This is a genomic window from Curtobacterium sp. AG1037, from assembly GCF_003349855.1.
GTDB classification, from domain to species: Bacteria; Actinomycetota; Actinomycetes; order Actinomycetales; family Microbacteriaceae; genus Curtobacterium; species Curtobacterium citreum.
The window spans coordinates 455975-474683 of sequence record NZ_QQAO01000002.1; the positions used below are offsets into that span (position 1 = coordinate 455975).

Here is an 18709-nt window from a genome sequence, read left to right on the forward strand (position 1 = left end):
TGCCTTCACGGCGACCGCCGCGTACCGTCCATCCCATGAGCGCCGAGGCACCCGACCAGGTCAGCGACCGCACGCTCGAGGGCTGGATCGCCCGGCAGCGCTGGTACACCGCGAAGGGCAGCACCCCGGCGCTGCACACCATCGCGCAGACCGACGGCACCCGGCTCGTCCTCGACGACGCCCCGACGGGCCCCGTCCTGTACCAGGTGCCCGTCTCCGGCGGTGGACCGGACGCCGACCCGGTCGACGCCACCACCGACACCGCTTGGGTGCAGCAGCTCGCCGCGCGCATCGACGCCGACCCCGCGAGCCTCCGCCCGATCGGCCGCGTCACGGCATCGCGCGTGCTGTCCGGCGAGCAGTCGAACACCTCGGTCATCTGCGACACCGCCGACGGCGCGCGGGTGATCGTCAAGGTCTTCCGCGTCCTGCACCACGGCGACAACCCCGACGTGACGACGCAGCTCGCGCTCTCGGCGGCCGGCAGCGCGCGCGTCCCGACCGTGTACGGCGCGCTCCGGGCGAGCTGGCCGGACACCGGTCGTCCGGACGGCACCGCGACCGGGCACCTCGCGTTCGCGCAGGAGTTCCTCCCCGGGCTCGACGACGCCTGGCGCGTGGCCCTGACCGACGCCCGCGAGGGCAACCCGTGGGACGACCACGCGCAGCGGCTGGGGGAGGCCCTCGCCGAGGTGCACCGCACCCTCGCCCAGGCCCTGCCGACGGAACCCGCGGACGACGCGCGCCGTGCCGCGGCCGTCGCGACGATGCACGCGCGCCTGGACGCCGCCGTCCGCGAGGCCCCGACGGTGGAACCCCACGTCGACGCCGTCCGCTCGGTCTACGGGCGCGCCGCGGCCGCGCGGTGGCCGGACCTGCAGCGCATCCACGGCGACCTGCACCTCGGGCAGGTCCTCGCCGCGCCGGAGCCCCGCGGCTGGGTGTTCCTGGACTTCGAGGGCGAGCCGCTCCGCCCGCTGACCGAGCGGTCCCTGCCCGACGTGACGCTCCGCGACGTCGCCGGGATGCTCCGCTCGTTCGACTACGTCGCGGGCTCGCTCGCGCACGACGCCACGTTCGTGGACGCCGGCGCGTGGGCGCACACCGCCCGGGCCGCGTTCCTCGACGGCTACCAGCGGGGGACCGGGACGGACCTGCGGGAGCACCGGGAGCTGCTCGACGCCTTCGAGCTCGACAAGGCCGTGTACGAGGTCGTCTACGAGACCCGCAACCGCCCGGACTGGGCCGGGATCCCGCTCGCGGCGGTCGCGCGGCTCGCAGCGCGCAGCGCTGCTTGACGGGAGCAGAGCGCGCGCAGCGCTGCTCGACAGGAGCAGTGCGCGCGCAGCGCTGCCTGCCAGGCCGACCCACCGACGGACGGGAGGCACGGTGCCAGCCGGCACCGTGCCTCCCGTCCGTCGTGTGGTCCGGTCAGTTCACCGGCCCCGTGTACTTCTCGCCGGGGCCCTTGCCGACCGGGTCCGGGATCGCCGACGCCTCGCGGAAGGCGAGCTGCAGCGACCGCAGTCCGTCGCGCAGCGGACGGGCGTGGTGGTCGCCGATCTCCGTCGCGGCCGCCGTGACGAGGCCGGCCAGGGCGGTGATGAGCTTCCGAGCCTCGTCCAGGTCGGTCTGCTCCTGCGGGTCGTCCGCGAGCCCGACCTTGACGGCGGCGGCGCTCAGCAGGTGCACCGCGACGGTGTTGATGAGCTCGACCGCGGGGACCTCTGCGATGTCGCGTGCCTCGTCGGCCCCGGTGGGCTCGTTCGGCGGGGTGTCGGTCACGGTGCTCCTCTGCTAGACTCGTCGGCGGCAGATGCTGTCCGTGTGCCCTGGAACCTGTTCCAAGGTGGTCGAACGGCGTCGTAGAAGAGGAGTCTCTCCCACCCGCGGCCGTGCACCAAGGCTACCGGGTCCCACCGCTCCGCCGGCCCTTCGCTGGCAGGTCGTCCCGCAGGGGACGGCGTCGGGCGGCTGCCGAACGGGTTCCGATCCGTGCGTCAGATCTCCTCTCTCGTGCCGTCGTCCAGGGCAACAGCCCCGGACGGCCACCACCTGATTGAAGGAGCTCCGCATCACCGATCCCCGCACCAACGACCGAATCCGCGTTCCCGAGGTCCGACTCGTCGGCCCCCAGGGTGAGCAGGTCGGCGTTGTCCCGATCGCCATGGCCCTGCGTCTCGCGCAGGAAGCCGAACTGGATCTGGTCGAGGTCGCCCCGAACTCGAAGCCGCCCGTGGCCAAGATCATGGACTACGGCAAGTTCAAGTACGAGGCTGCGCAGAAGGCCAAGGAAGCCCGTCGCAACCAGGTGAACACGGACCTGAAGGAGGTCCGGTTCCGCCTGAAGATCGACGTGCACGACTACGAGACGAAGCGCAAGCGTGCCGAGGGCTTCCTCCTCGGTGGCGACAAGGTGAAGGCCATGATCCTCTTCCGCGGTCGCGAGCAGTCGCGTCCGGAGCAGGGCGTCCGTCTCCTCCAGAAGTTCGCCGAGGAGATCGCCGAGTTCGGTGTCGTCGAGTCGCGTCCGACCCAGGACGGCCGCAACATGACGATGATCATCGCCCCCCTCAAGAACAAGTCCGACGTCAAGGGCGAGCAGAACGCCAAGCGTGCTGCGCAGAAGGCCGAACGTCGCGCGACGGAGCACGCCGCGAAGGGCAAGGAGACCTCCGGGTCCTCCGAGTCCGAGCCGGCCGAGGCTCCCGCCGAGTAGGTCCTGGTGATCGCCCCCGCGGCGCTCCCCGAACCGCGATGACGCGGCCCACCCATCCACCCCACGGAAAGGCACCACGATGCCCAAGCAGAAGACCCACTCCGGGTCGAAGAAGCGCTTCAAGCTCACCGGCAGCGGCAAGATCATGAAGCAGCAGGCCGGTATGCGTCACAACCTCGAGGTCAAGAGCGCCAAGCGCAAGGCCCGCCTCAACGAGGACCAGGTCCTCGCCAAGGCCGACGCGAAGAACGTCAAGAAGCTTCTCGGCCACTGAGCCGGCGGAATCGTAAAGGAACGAAAACATGGCACGTGTAAAGAGAGCGGTCAACGCCGCCAAGAAGCGCCGCGTCATCCTCGAGCGCGCCGAGGGCTACCGCGGCCAGCGTTCGCGCCTGTACCGCAAGGCCAAGGAGCAGGTCACCCACTCCCTCGTCTACGCGTACCGGGACCGTCACGCGAAGAAGGGCGAGTTCCGTCGCCTCTGGATCCAGCGCATCAACGCCGCGTCGCGTGCGAACGGCCTGACGTACAACCGCCTCATCCAGGGCCTCGGCCTGGCCGGCGTCGAGGTCGACCGTCGCATCCTCGCGGACCTCGCGGTGAACAACCCCGAGACGTTCGCGGCGCTCGTCGAGACCGCCAAGAAGGCCCTGCCGGCCGACACCTCGGCCCCGAAGGCCGCGTAGTCACGCCAGCTCCCGAAGCCCCCGCTCCGTCCACGGAGCGGGGGCTTCGTGCATGCTGCGACACTTGGTCCGTGAGCGATCTCCTCGAGAACCCGAAGGCCGGCCGCGTCCGGGCCGTGGCCGCCCTGTCGAAGAAGGACGTCCGAGCCGACACCGGGCTGTTCCTGCTCGAGGGGCCGCAGGCCGTGCGCGAGGCGATCGAGTACCGTCCCGAGCTCCTCCGCGAGCTGTACGTCACGCCGACGGCCGCCGCGCGCTACGCGCTCGACGACGCGCCGGTCGACACCTGGTTCGTCACCGAGCAGGTGCTCGACACGATGGCGGACACCGTGACGCCGCAGGGCGTCGTCGCGGTCTGCCAGCAGTTCCCGACGTCGGTGCGCGAGGTCTTCCCCGACCCCGGCACGGTCGGACGGGAGGATCGTGGCGGGCTCCCGGGGATCGTCGCGATCCTGGAGCAGGTGCGCGACCCCGGCAACGCCGGCACGATCATCCGCGCCGCGGACGCCGCGGGCGCAGACGCCGTGGTGCTGACCGGGCGCTCGGTCGACCCGTACAATCCCAAGGTCGTCCGGTCGACCACCGGGTCGCTCTTCCACGTCCCGGTGTCGGTCGGGGTCTCGCTGCAGGACGCGGTCGCCCGCGCGAAGGCCCTCGGCTACACGGTCCTGGCGGCGGACGTCTCGGGCGACGACCTGCCCGACGTCCGGGCGGACGGGATGCTCGACGGACCGACGGCGTGGGTCTTCGGGAACGAGGCCCGCGGGCTGACCAGCGAGGACCTGGCCCTGGTCGACCGGGCCGTGAAGGTCCCGATCTACGGCAAGGCGGAGTCGATGAACCTGGCGACCGCCGCGTCGGTGTGCCTGTACGAGAGCGCGTTCGCCCAGCGCACCGCGGCTTCCTCCTCCACAGGCGCCTGACCGCGGGGTCCGTCCACGGTCCGGGCGGTACAGGACGGCGGTATCCCATCGGCCGGTAGGCTTGGGCCTCGTGTCAGAACACCTCGAGATCAGCGAACCGGCCGTCGCCGCCGCCGTGGACGAGGCCCTCGCCGCCGTCCGTGCCGCGACGACCGTGGCGGAGCTGAAGCAGGCCCGGGCCGAGCACACCGGCGAGCAGTCCCCGCTCGCACGGATGAACGCGGCGATGCGCAGCGTCCCGAAGGAGCAGAAGGCCGCGGCCGGCAAGCTCGTCGGGCAGGCCCGTGGGCAGGTGAACCAGGCGATCGCCGCGCAGGAGAGCGTCCTGGCCGAGGCCGAGGAGCACGCGCGGCTCGAGGCCGAGCGCGTCGACGTCACCGCCCTGCCGAGCCGACGCACGCCGGGCTCGCGCCACCCGCTGTCGCTCCTCAACGAGACCGTCGCCGACATCTTCGTCGGCATGGGGTGGGAGGTGGCGGAGGGTCCCGAGCTCGAGCACGAGTGGTTCAACTTCGACGCACTGAACTTCGACCAGGACCACCCGGCCCGGGCGATGGCGGACACCGTCTTCGTCGAGCCGGTCGACCGGCACCTCGTGATGCGCACGCACACGTCGCCCGTCCAGGTCCGGTCGCTGCTCTCCCGCGAGCTGCCGCTGTACGTGATCGCCCCCGGACGCGTCTACCGCGCCGACGAGCTCGACGCGACGCACCTGCCGGTCTTCACCCAGGTCGAGGGCATCGCGATCGACAGGGGCCTGACGATGGCGCACCTCCGTGGCACGCTCGAGCACTTCGCCCGCCAGGTCTTCGGCGACGAAGCGCAGATCCGCCTGCGCCCGAACTACTTCCCGTTCACCGAGCCGAGCGCCGAGATGGACGTCTGGCAGCCGAACGCCAAGGGCGGTGCCCGCTGGGTCGAGTGGGGCGGCTGCGGCATGGTGAACCCCAACGTCCTGCGTGCCGCCGGGATCGACCCGGACGAGTACCAGGGCTTCGCGTTCGGGATGGGCATCGAGCGGACGCTGCAGTTCCGCAACGGCCTGAACGACATGCGTGACTTCCTCGAGGGCGACATCCGCTTCTCGCAGCAGTTCGGAACGGTGGTCTGATGCGCGTCCCAGTCCGTTGGCTCGGCGAGAGCGTCGACCTCCCCGACGACGTCAGCCTCGAGCACGTCCACGCCGCGCTGGTGTCGGTCGGCTTCGAGGAAGAAGCGGTCCACACGTTCGACCTCACCGGCCCGGTCGTGGTCGGCCGGGTGCTGTCGCGCGAGCCGGAGCCGCAGAAGAACGGCAAGACCATCAACTGGTGCCAGGTGGACGTCGGCGAGCCCGAGCCCCGCGGCATCGTCTGCGGCGCGCACAACTTCGACGTCGGTGACCTCGTCGTGGTCACGCTGCCCGGAGCCGTCCTGCCCGGACCGTTCCCGATCGCCGCGCGCAAGACCTACGGCCACGTGTCGGACGGCATGATCGCCTCGGCCCGTGAACTCGGGCTCGGTGACGAGCACGACGGCATCCTGCGCTTCGCCGACCTCGGCATGGAGCCCGAGGTCGGTGCGGACGCTATCGGCCTGCTCGGGCTCGACGACGCGGCGGTCGAGATCAACGTCACGCCGGACCGCGGCTACGCCATGAGCCTGCGCGGCGTCGCCCGCGAGTACGCCCACGCGACCGGCGCGAGCTTCCACGACCCAGCAGAGCGCGTGACGCCCCGTTCCGGCGAGGGCTTCCGGGTCACGATCGACGACCGGGCGCCGATCCGCGGCCGCGTCGGTGCGCACACCTTCGTGACGCGCGTCGTCCGGGGTATCGACCCGGCGCGGACGACACCGGCGTGGATGGTGTCCCGCCTGGCCCTCGCCGGTGTGCGGTCGATCTCGCTGCCAGTCGACATCACGAACTACGTCATGTTCGAGCTCGGGCAGCCGCTGCACGGCTACGACCTCGCGAAGGTGCAGGGCGGACTCGGTGTCCGGCGTGCGACCGCGGGGGAGCAGCTCGTCACGCTCGACGACACCACCCGTACGCTCGACGCCGAGGACCTCGTCATCACCGACGACCAGGGGCCGGTCGGTCTCGCCGGTGTGATGGGCGGCGCGCGGACCGAGATCTCCGACACCACGACCGACGTCCTGATCGAGGCCGCCGGCTTCGACCAGGTGTCGATCGCGCGCACGGCCCGTCGCCACAAGCTGCCGAGCGAGGCCTCGAAGCGCTTCGAGCGCGGCGTCGACCCGCTCGTGGCCGAGGCCGCCGCGAACCGCGCGGTCGAGCTCCTCGTCGAGCTCGCCGGCGGTACCCCGGACGCCCTGGGCTCGACGCTCGTCGACACCACCCCGCGCCCGCTCGTCCCGATGCGGCTCCGTCGCCCCGCCGAGCTCATCGGCGTGGAGTACACCGACGCCGAGGTCATCGACACCCTCCGCGCGATCGGTGCCACGGTCGAGGTGGACGGTGAGCAGCTCGCGGTCACCGCCCCGAGCTGGCGCCCCGACCTGACCGACGACACGACCCTGGTCGAGGAGGTCGCCCGGATCGTCGGGTACGACCGCATCCCGAGCGTGCTCCCGGTGGCGCCGCCCGGACGTGGCCTCACCGCGCACCAGCGCGCCCGTCGTCGCGTCGCCGCGGCCCTCGCCTCGGCCGGTCTGTTCGAGGTCGTGACCGCGCCGTTCGTGTCCCGCGCCACGCAGGACGCGTACCCGGGCATCGACGGCACGGGCGGTCCGAGCGTCGTGCTCGCGAACGCGCTCGACAGCGAGCAGGACCTGCTCCGCCGCAGCGCCGTCCCCGCCCTCGTCGACGCGGCACGTCGGAACGTCTCCCGCGGACTCGTCGACGTCGCGCTCTACGAGACCTCCCGCGTCTTCCTGCCGGCGGCCGACACGGTGCTCGGCACGGACACGGTCCCGGCCGGGGCCGTCCGTCCCGACGCGGACGTGCTCGCCGCCCTCGACGCCGCGCTGCCCGCGCAGCCCTTCCACGTCGCGGCCCTGCTCACGGGCAACCGCGTCGTGAAGCAGCCCGGCGTGCAGCCCGAGCCGTACGGCATCGCGGATGCCCTCGACGTCGCCCGCACGGTCGCCTGGGCGGTCGGCGGTGTGGAGCTCTCGGTCGCACAGACGTCGCACCCGTCCCTGCACCCGGGACGGGCGGCCTCCCTGCTCGTCGGTGACACCGTGGTCGGCGTGGCCGGCGAGCTGCTGCCCGCGCTGACCGAGGCCGCGGTGCTGCCGCGGGTCGTCGCGGTCGTCGAGCTCGACCTCGACGCCCTCGTCGCCGCGGCGCCGGACCTGGCGTCGGTCGGGCCGATCGTGTCGTACCCGGCGGCCACCCAGGACCTCTCCCTGGTCGTCGACGAGGACGTCCCGGCCGGTGACGTCCTCGCCGAGGTCCGCTCGGGCGCCGGCGAGCTGCTGGAGTATGCTCGGCTCGTGGATGACTACCGGGGCACCGGCGTGGACGAGGGACAGAAGTCCCTGACGTTCGCGCTGCGCTTCCGCGCCACGGACCGCACGCTGACCGCTGCCGAGGCCTCCGAGGCCCGTGACGGCGCCGTCCGACGTGCCGGCGAGCGATTCGGGGCGACCCTCCGCGACTGATCCCGACGGATCAGCACCGCGCGGGGCCGCCGCCTCCGACTCCCTCGACGACCAGTCCGACCAAAGGTGGAACCCATGTCCGTATCCGTCGCCGTGGCGGGAGCCTCCGGCTACGCGGGTGGTGAGCTCCTGCGCGTGCTCGCCGCCCATCCGGAGTTCGACGTCAGGACGGTGACCGCGTACTCCAACGCCGGTCAGCCGCTCATCGCGACCCAGCCGCACCTGCGATCGCTGGCCCACCTGACGCTCGTCGAGACGACCGCGGAGCACCTGCGCGGGCACGACGTGGTCTTCCTCGCGCTGCCGCACGGGCAGTCCGGGGCGATCACGGCGGAGCTGGACGAGGACACCCTCGTGGTGGACTGCGGTGCGGACCACCGGCTGACCGACCCCGCGGCGTGGGACGCGTTCTACGGCGGCGACTACCACGGCGCGTGGACGTACGGGCTGCCGGAGCTGCTGCACGCGGCGCCGACGCCGGGTTCGGCGGAGGAGTGGCGCGACGTCGACGACATCGCCGGCACCGGGCGCCAGCGCACCGAGCTCGCCGCGACGAAGCGCATCGCGGTCCCCGGGTGCAACGTGACAGCCGTCACCCTGGGCATCCAGCCGGGCATCCAGGCCGGGCTCGTCGAGTCGGACGACATCGTCGCCGTGCTCAGCGTCGGGCCGAGCGGAGCGGGCAAGAAGCTCGCGACCACGTACCTGGCCTCCGAGATCATGGGCTCCGCGAGCGCGTACGCCGTCGGTGGGACCCACCGGCACATCCCGGAGATCCAGCAGAACCTGTTGGCCGCAGGGGCTGGCGACGTGACGATCTCGTTCACCCCCGTGCTCGTCCCGATGTCGCGGGGGATCCTCGCGACGACGACGGCCCGGCTCGCGCCCGGCGTGAGCGCCCGGGACGTCCGGCTGGCCTGGGAGCAGGCGTACGCGGACGAGCCGTTCGTGCACCTCCTGCCGCAGGGCGAGTTCCCGCGGACGGCCGACACCGTCGGCGCGAACACCTGCCTGGTCGGACTCGCCGTCGACGAGGCCGCCGGCCGCGTCGTCGCGGTCTCGGCCCTCGACAACCTCGCGAAGGGGACCGCCGGTGCCGCGGTCCAGTCCGCGAACATCGCCCTCGGCTTCCCCGAGACCCTGGGCCTCAGCGTGGACGGAGTCGCACCGTGACCGACGTGACCGAGACGGACGACGCAGGCACGAGCCTCCAGGGCGTGACCGCGGCAGCGGGGTTCCGCGCCGCGGGCGTGACCGCCGGTCTCAAGGAGAGCGGCAAGCCCGACGTCGCGCTCGTCGTCAACGACGGACCGGACGCCGCGGTGGCCGCGGTGTTCACCACGAACCGTGCGCAGGCGCACCCCGTGATCTGGTCGCGCCAGGTCGTCGGCGACGGGACCGCCCGCGCCGTCGTGCTGAACTCCGGCGGTGCGAACTGCTTCACCGGGCCGTTCGGCTTCCAGACCACCCACCTGACGGCCGAGGCCGTCGGCGACGCCCTCGGCGTCGGTGCGGGCGACGTCGTCGTCTGCTCGACTGGCCTCATCGGCCGCGGCGACCAGACCTTCCGCGACGGTGTGCTCCGCGGGGTCGACCTCGCAGCTGCCGCGCTGTCCGCGGACGGCGGGCCGGACGCCGCCGCGGCGATCATGACGACCGACACCCGCGCGAAGCAGTCGGTCGTGACCGAGGACGGCTGGACCGTCGGCGGCATGGCAAAGGGTGCGGGGATGCTCGCGCCGGGGCTCGCGACGATGCTCGTGGTGATCACCACGGACGCCGTGCAGACCCCGGCCCAGCTCGACGACGCCCTGCGCGCCGCGACCCGCGTCACCTTCGACCGCGTGGACTCCGACGGCTGCATGTCGACGAACGACACCGTCGTGCTGCTGTCGTCCGGCGCGAGCGGAGTCACCCCGGAGGTCGGTGACTTCCAAGAGGCGCTGACGGCCGTCTGCGCGGACCTCGCCCGACAGCTCCAGCAGGACGCCGAGGGTGCGAGCCACGACATCACGATCGCGGTGACCGGCGCGGTGTCCGAGGACGACGCGGTCGAGGTCGGCCGGAGCGTCGCCCGGAACAACCTGTTCAAGGCCGCGGTGTTCGGCAACGACCCCAACTGGGGGCGGGTGCTCGCCGCGATCGGCACGACCGACGCCGAGTTCGACCCGTACGCCGTCGACGTGAGCATGAACGGCGTCCGGGTGTGCCACGCGGGCGCGCCCGACCGACCCGTCGACGAGGTCGACCTCAGCCCGCGCGAGACGCACGTGCTCATCGAGCTCGGGGTCGGTCCGCACGCCGCGACGATCCTGACGAACGACCTGACGCACGACTACGTCCACGAGAACAGCGCGTACTCCAGCTGATGAGCGACCTCACCAAGGAAGAAGAGCACGAGCTCGCCGCCGTCAAGGCCGCGACGCTCATCGAGTCCCTGCCGTGGCTGAAGCGGTTCTCCGGCAAGACGGTCGTCGTGAAGTTCGGCGGCAACGCCATGGTGAACGACGACCTGAAGCGCGCGTTCGCGGAGGACATGGTCTACCTCCGGTACGCCGGCCTGCACCCGGTCGTGGTGCACGGCGGCGGCCCGCAGATCTCCGCCGCACTCAAGGAGCAGGGCATCGAGTCCGAGTTCCGGGGCGGCTACCGGGTCACGACCACCGAGGCGATCACGGTCGTCCGCGAGGTCCTGGCCGGCGAGGTGAACCGCGAGATCGTCGACCTGATGAACGAGCACGGCGACGGCCTGGCGGTCGGGGTGTTCGGTGACGGCGGTTCGCTGTTCACCGGCGAGAAGAAGGGCGTCGTCGTGGACGGCGAGCACTTCGACCTCGGCCACGTCGGCGACATCACGCACGTCGACCCGTCCGGCGTCCTGGCCGCGATCGAAGCCGGCCGCATCCCGGTCGTGTCGAGCATCGCGATCGACGACGCCCACCCGGACCAGGCCCTCAACGTGAACGCCGACGCCGCGGCCGGCGCACTCGCGATCGCCCTCGGCGCCGCGAAGCTGCTCATGCTGACCGACGTGCCCGGCCTCTACCGCAACTGGCCGGACCGGGACTCGATCATCGACCTCATCGCGGTCGAGGAACTCCGGGAGCTCCTGCCGAGCCTCGAGTCCGGCATGATCCCGAAGATGACCGCGTGCCTGGACGCCGTGGTCGGCGGGGTCGGCGGTGCGACGATCATCGACGGTCGCATCCCGCACTCGATCCTGCTCGAGGTCTTCACCCTCCGCGGCGCGGGGACCGAGGTCATCCCGGACCCGAGCCGTCGCACCGAGAACCAGAACACCCACGCCGAGGTCGGCCGACGGGTCCCCGAGTCCGCAGCGGACCCGGGCCGGCACGCAGCCGACGCCGACACCACGCAGAAGGGGAACGAGCAGTGAGCACCGAGACGCAGACCCAGACCTGGAACGACCGGTTCGGGGCGTCGCTCATGCGATCCCTGCCCGCCCCGAAGATCATGCTCGAGCGTGGGAAGGGCTGCCGTGTCTGGGACGTCGACGGCAACGAGTACCTGGACTTCCTCGCCGGCATCGCGGTGAACTCCCTCGGCCACGCGCACCCGGCGCTCGTCGAGGCCGTCGCCGACCAGGCCGCCAAGCTCGTGCACGTCTCCAACTACTTCGCGACCCCGCCGCAGCTCGAACTCGCCGAGCGCCTCAAGCGCATCACGGGCGCCGGGGACGCCGGGCGCGTGTACTTCGGCAACTCCGGGGCCGAGGCGAACGAGGCCGCCTTCAAGCTCGCGCGCCTGAACAAGGGCGCCGACGGGCGCAAGACCCGCATCCTCGCGCTCAAGCAGGGCTTCCACGGCCGCACCATGGGCGCCCTCGCGCTGACCGGCAAGCCCGCGCTGCAGCAGGACTTCCTGCCGATGGTGGCCGGCGTGGACCACATCGACTCCACGGTCGAGGCACTCGAGGCCGCGATCGACGACACCGTGGCGGCCCTCATCGTCGAGCCGATCAAGGGCGAAGCCGGCGTGGTGGACCTGCCCGAGGGCTTCCTGCTCGCGGCCCGTCGCCTGACCGAGGAGCACGGCGCGCTGTTCATCCTCGACGAGATCCAGACCGGGGTCGGCCGGACCGGCAACTGGTTCACCTTCCAGGGCCACGGGTTCACGCCGGACGCGGTCACGATCGCCAAGGGCATCGCCGGGGGCTTCCCGATCGGCGCCCTCGTCACCTTCGGCTGGGCCTCGGAGCTCTTCTCCGCCGGGCAGCACGGGTCGACCTTCGGCGGGAACCCGCTCGGCACGCGGGTCGCGAACGCGGTCCTCGCGGAGATCGAGCGGGCCGACCTGGTCGCCGGTGCCGTCACGAAGGGCGAGCGCATCCGCGCCGGCATCGCGAGCCTCGGTTCGCCGCTGGTGGACGAGGTCCGCGGGACGGGTCTGCTCATCGGCGTCGGGCTGGCCGCCCCGGTCGCCGCCGCCGTCAACGCCGCCGCGCTCGAGCGCGGTCTCATCATCAACGCCCCGAACGAGTCGAGCCTGCGCATCGCGCCGCCGCTCATCGTGTCCGACGCCGAGATCGACGAGTTCGTGTCGATCCTCGGCCAGAGCCTCGCGGCCGTCGCCGTCCAGGAGACCTCAGCATGACCCGCCACTTCCTCCGGGACGACGACCTCACCCAGGCCGAGCAGTCCGCGATCCTCGACCTCGCCGCGCGCATGAAGGCCGACCGCTGGGGCGAGAAGCCGCTCGCCGGCCCGCAGTCGGTCGCGGTGATCTTCGACAAGTCGTCCACCCGCACCCGGGTGTCCTTCCACGTCGGGATCTCCGACCTCGGCGGCAGCCCGCTCGTGATCACCACGGCGAACAGCCAGCTCGGCGGCAAGGAGACCCCGTCGGACACGGCTCGCGTGCTCGAGCGCATGGTGTCGGCGATCGTGTGGCGCACCTACGCCCAGTCCGGGCTCGAGGAGATGGCCGAGGGTACCCGCGTGCCCGTCGTCAACGCGCTGTCCGACGACTTCCACCCGTGCCAGCTCCTCGCCGACCTGCTCACCATCCGCGAGCACCGCGGTGCCCTGGCCGGACAGACGGTCGCCTTCGTCGGCGACGGCGCGAGCAACATGGCGCAGTCGTACCTGCTCGCGGGTGCCACCGCCGGCATGCACGTCCGCGTCGCCGCCCCCGCGGCCTTCAGCCCGGAAGCCGTGGTCGTCAGCGACGCCGAGCGCCGAGCCGCCGAGACGGGCGGGTCGGTCCTCGTCGTGACGGACCCGGTCGCCGCGGTCGCCGATGCGGACGTCGTCGTGACCGACACATGGGTCTCGATGGGCAAGGAGGACGAGAAGCAGTCGCGCCTCGAGACCTTCGCGGGCTACCGCGTGGACGACGAACTGCTCGCGCACGCCGCGGACGACGCCGTCTTCATGCACTGCCTGCCGGCGGACCGTGGGTACGAGGTGACCGCAGAGGTCATCGACGGTCCGCGCAGCATCATCTGGGACGAGGCGGAGAACCGGCTGCACGCCCAGAAGGCCCTGCTCGCCTGGCTGCTCGCCGCCGCCTGATCCGCCCCGCGGCACCAGCCCCGCGGAGCCAGCCCCGCAGACCCCGTCCCGCCCGTCCGGAAGGAGCCCCGTGACCGACCGCATCGTCGTGGCGGCCTCAGCCGGCGTCGATCCCGCCGAGGCCGTCGCCCGGCTCGCCCACAGCGGCCCCGCGGACGACCACACTGCGCTCGGCCCGTCCGACCGCGAGGTCATCGCGCTCGTCGTCGACGTCGGCGGGCGGAGCCGCGACGTCGAGCAGGTGCGGGACCGCGCCCGAGCGGCCGGAGCCGTCGACGCGATCGTCGTCGACGCGAAGACGGAGTACGCCGAGCGGTACGTGGTTCCCGCCCTGCGCGCGAACGCCCTCGACACGGGGCGCTCGCTCGTCCCCGCGCTCCGACGGCCCCTCGTCGCCGCCCACCTGGTGACGACCGCCCGGCAGCTCGGCGCCGGGCTGGTCGCACACGCGACGGCCGCCCCGGACGAGCCGGCCCTCGCCGCCCTGGTCGGCGGCGTGGACCCGGACCTCGAGGTCGTGCCGGTGCCGCCGGACGCGGTCCCGACGGGGGCGGAGCAGGACCTGTGGGGCCGACTCGTCCCGGCGACCGGCACGACCGGCCCGGCGGCGGGACCGCCGACCGGCACGGCGACCGACCCCGCGGACGACCCCTGGACCGCGCCGACCGACACCGGGTGGCTGCGCACGCAGGACCCCGTCACCGTCCCGGACCCCGACGAGGTCACCGTGACGTTCGAGCACGGCGTCCCCGTCGCCCTGGACGGTCAGCGCTTCGGGATCGTCCGGCTCCTGCAGGAACTCGACGCCCTCGCGGGACGGCACGGGATCGGCCGGCACGACGTGGTCGTGGACCTGCGTGACGGCCGCAAGGCCCGGCACGTCGCCGAGACCCCGGCCGCGACGGCCCTGACGGTCGCGCACCGGGACCTCGAACGGCTCACGCTCGAGCGGGACGTCGCCGTGTTCTCCCGCGGTGTCGAAGCCGAGTGGGCACGGCTCGTCGTCGACGGCGCATGGAACTCGGGGCTCCGCCGGGGCCTCGACGCGTTCCTGGAGCAGACCCAGCAGCACGTCTCCGGCGAGGTCCGGCTCCGGCTGCACGGCGGCGGAGCGGTGGTCACCGGACGCCGCTCGGAGCAGAGCCTCTACGACTTCGAGCTCGCCGCGGCCCCGGGTGCGACGAGCCTCGCCGACGCCTGGGCCCGCCCGGGCAGGACCGCCGCCCGACGCAACCGGGCCAACTGACCCCCCCGACCAGCGCCCGGCCAGAGCACGACACGACCACTCCAGACCCCGCACCACCGAACGACGCAGGACGACATGAGCGACGCGAACCAGCCGACCAAGACCGACGCCACCAACACGGGCGCCCTCTGGGGTGCCCGCTTCGCCGACGGGCCGAGCGCCGAGCTCGCCGCGCTGTCCCGATCGACGCAGTTCGACTGGCAGCTCGCCCCGTACGACATCGCCGGGTCCCGGGCTCACGCCCGTGCCCTGCACACCGCTGGGTACCTGACCGCGGACGAACTCGAGCGGATGCTCGCGGGACTGGACCGCCTCGAGACCGCCCACGCCGACGGCTCGCTGCAGCCCGCGGACGGCGACGAGGACGTGCACGGCGCCCTCGAACGCCTGCTCATCGCCGACCTCGGCCCGGAGCTCGGCGGCAAGCTCCGCGCCGGCCGCAGCCGGAACGACCAGATCGCGACGCTGGGGCGCATGCACATGCTCGACCACGCGCGCCGGATCGGGCACCTCGTGATCGACCTGGTCGACGCGCTCAGCCAGCAGGCCAACGAGCACCCCGGCGCGATCATGCCCGGCCGGACCCACCTGCAGCACGCGCAGCCCGTGCTCCTCGCGCACCACCTGCTCGCGCACGCGTGGCCGCTCGTCCGCGACCTCGAACGCCTCCGCGACTGGGCCGACCGCGCGAGCGTCAGCCCGTACGGCGCCGGGGCCCTCGCCGGCAGCTCGCTCGGGCTCGACCCGACGGCCATCGCGCACGAGCTCGGCTTCGCCCGCCCGGCGGACAACTCGATCGACGCCACGGCCGCTCGCGACGTCGTCGCCGAGTTCGCGTTCGTGCTCGCGCAGGTCGGCATCGACGTCTCCCGCCTGGCCGAGGAGGTCATCCTCTGGAACACGAAGGAGTTCGGCTTCGTCCGGCTGCACGACGCGTTCTCGACCGGGTCGAGCATCATGCCGCAGAAGAAGAACCCGGACATCGCCGAGCTCGCACGCGGCAAGTCCGGGCGCCTCGTCGGCAACCTCACCGGGCTGCTCGCGACGCTGAAGGGCCTGCCGCTCGCGTACAACCGTGACCTGCAGGAGGACAAGGAGCCCGTGTTCGACTCGGTCGCGCAGCTCGAGGTCCTGCTCCCGGCGTTCACCGGCATGATCGCGACGCTCACCTTCGACACCGACCGCATGGCCGCCCTCGCGCCGCAGGGCTTCTCGCTCGCGACCGACGTCGCCGAGTGGCTCGTCCGCCAGGGGGTGCCGTTCCGTGACGCGCACGAGGTCTCCGGCGCCCTCGTGCGGCACTGCGAGGAACGCGGCATCGAGCTCGACGAGCCGACCGACGACGAGTACCGCGCGGTGTCCCCGCACCTCACGCCCGAGGTCCGCGGCGTCCTGATGATCGAGGGCAGCGTCGCGTCGCGGTCCGGCGTCGGCGGCACCGCGCCCGACCGGGTCGCCGAGCAGCTCGCGTCGCTGACCCGGCGCGTCCACGACCTCGCCGCGGGGGCGCCGTTCGCGCGATGACCTCGCCGCTCCACGCCCTGCTCGAGCTGCCGGCGCCGACCTCGGCGCCGGCGCTCCTCGGCGCGACGATCACGGGCAAGGGCGTCGCCCTCCGCATCACCGAGGTCGAGGCGTACTGGGGTCCTTCCGACCCGGGCTCGCACGGGCACCGCGGCATGACCGAGCGCAACCGGCACCTGTTCGGCGCCCCGGGGACCCTCTACGCCTACCGCTCGTACGGCATCCACACGTGCGTCAACGTCGTGAGCGGCCCCGAGGGCACCTCCTCGGGGTCGCTCCTGCGGGCCGCCGAGGTCGTGGACGGCGTCCCGGTAGCGCGTGGCCGCCGCGGTGACCGCCCGGCGGACACGGCGTTGGCCCGTGGCCCCGGCAACCTCGGCACCGCGCTCGGCGCGGTCCTCGGGACGGACGACGGCACGTCACTGCTCGACGGCTCCGGCCCCTACGTGCTCGCCCTGGCACCCGGCCTGGAGGCGCGGATCACCGCCGACGGGCCCGCAGCGGTCGTCGACGCGCTCCTGTCCGCAGGATCCGGCGCGGCCGGGCCGCGCATCGCGCGCGGGCCGCGGACGGGCGTCGGCGGCGTCGCCGGCGGCGCCGCCTTCCCCTGGCGCTTCTGGCTGGCGGGCGACCCCACGGTGTCCGCGTACCGACGACACAAGGGTGCCCTCGACTGACGGAGCCGCCCCGTGCCTCCAGTCCGGATCCCGGTGCGCGCCCGCGCGCCGCTACGATCGTCGTGTGTCCAGCGCAACCGATCACGATGTCCTGACACGTCAGCGGAACGACCCCACCTTCGCCTCGGTGTGGGACGAACTGCGCTGGCGTGGTCTGGTGCACGTCTCCACCGACGAGACGGCACTCAAGGAGGCCCTCGACGGCGAGCCGGTCACCTACTACTGCGGCTTCGACCCGACCGCCCCGTCGCTGCACTGCGGCAACCTGCTGCAGCTGCTGACCATGCGGCGGCTGCAGCTCGCCGGGCACCGGCCCCTCGCGCTCGTCGGCGGGTCGACCGGACTCATCGGTGACCCGCGCCCGACGGCAGAGCGCACGCTGAACACCCGCGAGACCGTCGCGGACTGGGTGTCGCGGCTGCAGGCCCAGGTGTCGCGGTTCCTCAGCGCGGACGGCGACAACGGCGTCCGGCTCGTGAACAACCTCGACTGGACGTCGCCGCTGACGGCGATCGACTTCCTGCGCGAGGTCGGCAAGTACTTCCGCGTCAACAGCATGCTCAAGAAGGACGCCGTCGCCGCGCGCCTGAACTCCGATGCGGGCATCAGCTACACGGAGTTCAGCTACCAGATCCTGCAGGGACTCGACTACCGCGAGCTGTACCGGCAGTACGGGTGCACGCTCCAGACGGGCGGCTCCGACCAGTGGGGCAACCTGACGTCGGGCACGGAACTGATCCGGCGGTCCGAGGGTGCCTCGGTGCACGCCATCGGGACGCCGCTCATCACGAACTCCGACGGCACGAAGTTCGGCAAGAGCGAGGGCAACGCGATCTGGCTCGACCCGGAGATGACGTCGCCGTACGCCTTCTACCAGTTCTGGCTCAACACCGCGGACGCGGACGTGATCGACCGGCTGCGGGAGTTCACGTTCCTGTCCCGCGAGGAGATCGAGCGGCTCGAGCGCGCCGTCGCCGACGAGCCCTTCCGACGCGAGGCCCAGCGGACGCTGGCGTACGACGTCACCGCGACCGTGCACGGGCACGACGCCACCCAGGCCGCGATCGACGCCTCGGCCGCGCTGTTCGGCAACGGCGACCTCGCGGCACTGGACGCGGAGACCCTGGGGGCCGCGGTGGCCGAGCTGCCCGGTTCGGTGGCACTCGAGGGTGACGCCGACGTGGCACGCGCCCTCGTCGAGACCGGACTCGTCAAGTCCCTGGGCGAGGCGCGACGCGCGATCGACCAGGGCGGTGTGTACGTGAACAACGCACGCGCCGAGGACGCGACCGCACCGCTGTCCGGGCTCGCGCTCCCCGGTGGCGTGGTCGTCCTGCGCCGGGGGAAGAAGACGCTCGCCGGCGTGACCCTGTCCTGATCGGATCCCGGAGCGTGTTGCAGAACGCGACACGCCCGGGAGCGGACACGGTTGGCGCTCGTCGGGATCCCTGCGTAGAGTTCTTACTCGTCACCCCAAAGGTGCGGCGGAGCGGCTGGAGCGAGAGCCCAGAGCCTGCCGGCCTCAAGCGGGGGCCATCCTCCACCGAAGTTCGATCCGGGTCTTGTGCTCGGTCGCTTCGACGCTTAGGATGAACACTCCACCGGCCCTCTCCCACGGGATGAGCCACAGGACCTCGGTCCGACGCGTTGCCGGTGACAACCAAGATCGAAAGCCCCTCTGTTGAGGTCCGGTGTTTGTCGGGCTGATTGGTGGGTGCGTCTGGTCCTTGAGAACTCAACAGCGTGCACATTGTCAATGCCAATTATTTTGACCCCGTGCGATCGTGGCTCTTT

The 18709-nt window shown here is 72.4% G+C and carries 17 protein-coding genes; 16 read left to right on the forward strand and 1 reads right to left on the reverse strand.

Translation table 11 applies throughout. The annotated features are described in order from the left end of the window. Positions 1-35: 35 nt before the first annotated feature. A complete protein-coding gene (locus DEU32_RS04625; protein ID WP_058742095.1) occupies positions 36-1298 on the forward strand; it encodes a phosphotransferase in 1263 nt (420 codons plus the stop codon). A 133-nt stretch (positions 1299-1431) separates the two neighbouring features. On the opposite strand, the gene DEU32_RS04630 is transcribed toward DEU32_RS04625, so the two are convergent. Further along, positions 1432-1785, reverse strand: coding sequence for a DUF1844 domain-containing protein (locus DEU32_RS04630; protein ID WP_058742096.1), 354 nt, complete (start codon positions 1783-1785; stop codon positions 1432-1434). A gap of 274 nt (positions 1786-2059) precedes the next feature. Here DEU32_RS04630 and infC point away from each other — a divergent pair, with 274 nt between their 5' ends. The 15 genes from infC (at position 2060) to tyrS (ending at position 18293) form a co-directional block, all read left to right on the forward strand. Next, positions 2060-2719: a translation initiation factor IF-3 gene (gene infC / locus DEU32_RS04635; protein ID WP_083519974.1), complete on the forward strand. Its 660-nt coding sequence runs from the start codon at positions 2060-2062 to the stop codon at positions 2717-2719. A gap of 79 nt (positions 2720-2798) precedes the next feature. Next, positions 2799-2993, forward strand: a complete 195-nt coding sequence (gene rpmI, locus DEU32_RS04640) for a 50S ribosomal protein L35 (protein ID WP_058742097.1) — start codon at positions 2799-2801, stop codon at positions 2991-2993. Positions 2994-3021: 28 nt separating this feature from the next. Further along, positions 3022-3405: a 50S ribosomal protein L20 gene (rplT, locus tag DEU32_RS04645; protein WP_022908516.1), complete on the forward strand. Its 384-nt coding sequence runs from the start codon at positions 3022-3024 to the stop codon at positions 3403-3405. A gap of 71 nt (positions 3406-3476) precedes the next feature. After that, the gene (locus DEU32_RS04650) at positions 3477-4328 is read left to right on the forward strand and encodes an RNA methyltransferase (RefSeq protein WP_114849514.1); all 852 of its coding nucleotides are present in this window, start codon (positions 3477-3479) and stop codon (positions 4326-4328) included. Between the two features lie 70 nt (positions 4329-4398). Beyond that, positions 4399-5439 (forward strand): phenylalanine--tRNA ligase subunit alpha, encoded by a 1041-nt coding sequence (gene pheS / locus DEU32_RS04655; protein WP_114849564.1) that lies wholly within the window; start codon positions 4399-4401, stop codon positions 5437-5439. After that, on the forward strand, positions 5439-7934 hold the full coding sequence (pheT, locus tag DEU32_RS04660) for a phenylalanine--tRNA ligase subunit beta (protein ID WP_114849515.1): 2496 nt from the start codon (positions 5439-5441) through the stop codon (positions 7932-7934). The genes pheS and pheT overlap by 1 nt, the downstream gene beginning before the upstream one ends. Before the next feature lie 75 nt (positions 7935-8009). Continuing rightward, positions 8010-9107 carry an N-acetyl-gamma-glutamyl-phosphate reductase gene (locus tag DEU32_RS04665; RefSeq protein ID WP_114849516.1) on the forward strand — a complete coding sequence of 366 codons (1098 nt, stop codon included), beginning with the start codon at positions 8010-8012 and terminating at the stop codon, positions 9105-9107. Continuing rightward, a complete protein-coding gene (gene argJ / locus DEU32_RS04670; protein WP_244289142.1) occupies positions 9104-10303 on the forward strand; it encodes a bifunctional glutamate N-acetyltransferase/amino-acid acetyltransferase ArgJ in 1200 nt (399 codons plus the stop codon). Before DEU32_RS04665 ends, argJ begins: the two co-directional genes overlap by 4 nt. Then, complete coding sequence (gene argB / locus DEU32_RS04675) at positions 10303-11331, forward strand: acetylglutamate kinase (protein WP_058742102.1); 1029 nt, start codon at positions 10303-10305, stop codon at positions 11329-11331. The genes argJ and argB overlap by 1 nt, the downstream gene beginning before the upstream one ends. Then, positions 11328-12548 (forward strand): acetylornithine transaminase, encoded by a 1221-nt coding sequence (locus tag DEU32_RS04680; RefSeq protein ID WP_114849517.1) that lies wholly within the window; start codon positions 11328-11330, stop codon positions 12546-12548. Before argB ends, DEU32_RS04680 begins: the two co-directional genes overlap by 4 nt. Then, the gene (argF, locus tag DEU32_RS04685) at positions 12545-13468 is read left to right on the forward strand and encodes an ornithine carbamoyltransferase (protein ID WP_114849518.1); all 924 of its coding nucleotides are present in this window, start codon (positions 12545-12547) and stop codon (positions 13466-13468) included. The genes DEU32_RS04680 and argF overlap by 4 nt, the downstream gene beginning before the upstream one ends. Before the next feature lie 70 nt (positions 13469-13538). Next, positions 13539-14714 carry an argininosuccinate synthase domain-containing protein gene (locus tag DEU32_RS04690; RefSeq protein WP_114849519.1) on the forward strand — a complete coding sequence of 392 codons (1176 nt, stop codon included), beginning with the start codon at positions 13539-13541 and terminating at the stop codon, positions 14712-14714. 75 nt (positions 14715-14789) lie between these two features. Next, entirely contained in the window at positions 14790-16238 is a 1449-nt protein-coding gene (gene argH / locus DEU32_RS04695; RefSeq protein WP_114849520.1) for an argininosuccinate lyase, read from the forward strand. Beyond that, positions 16235-16915, forward strand: a complete 681-nt coding sequence (locus DEU32_RS04700) for a DNA-3-methyladenine glycosylase (protein ID WP_114849521.1) — start codon at positions 16235-16237, stop codon at positions 16913-16915. The genes argH and DEU32_RS04700 overlap by 4 nt, the downstream gene beginning before the upstream one ends. A gap of 64 nt (positions 16916-16979) precedes the next feature. Then, entirely contained in the window at positions 16980-18293 is a 1314-nt protein-coding gene (tyrS, locus tag DEU32_RS04705) for a tyrosine--tRNA ligase (protein WP_114849522.1), read from the forward strand. Positions 18294-18709: the final 416 nt, after the last annotated feature.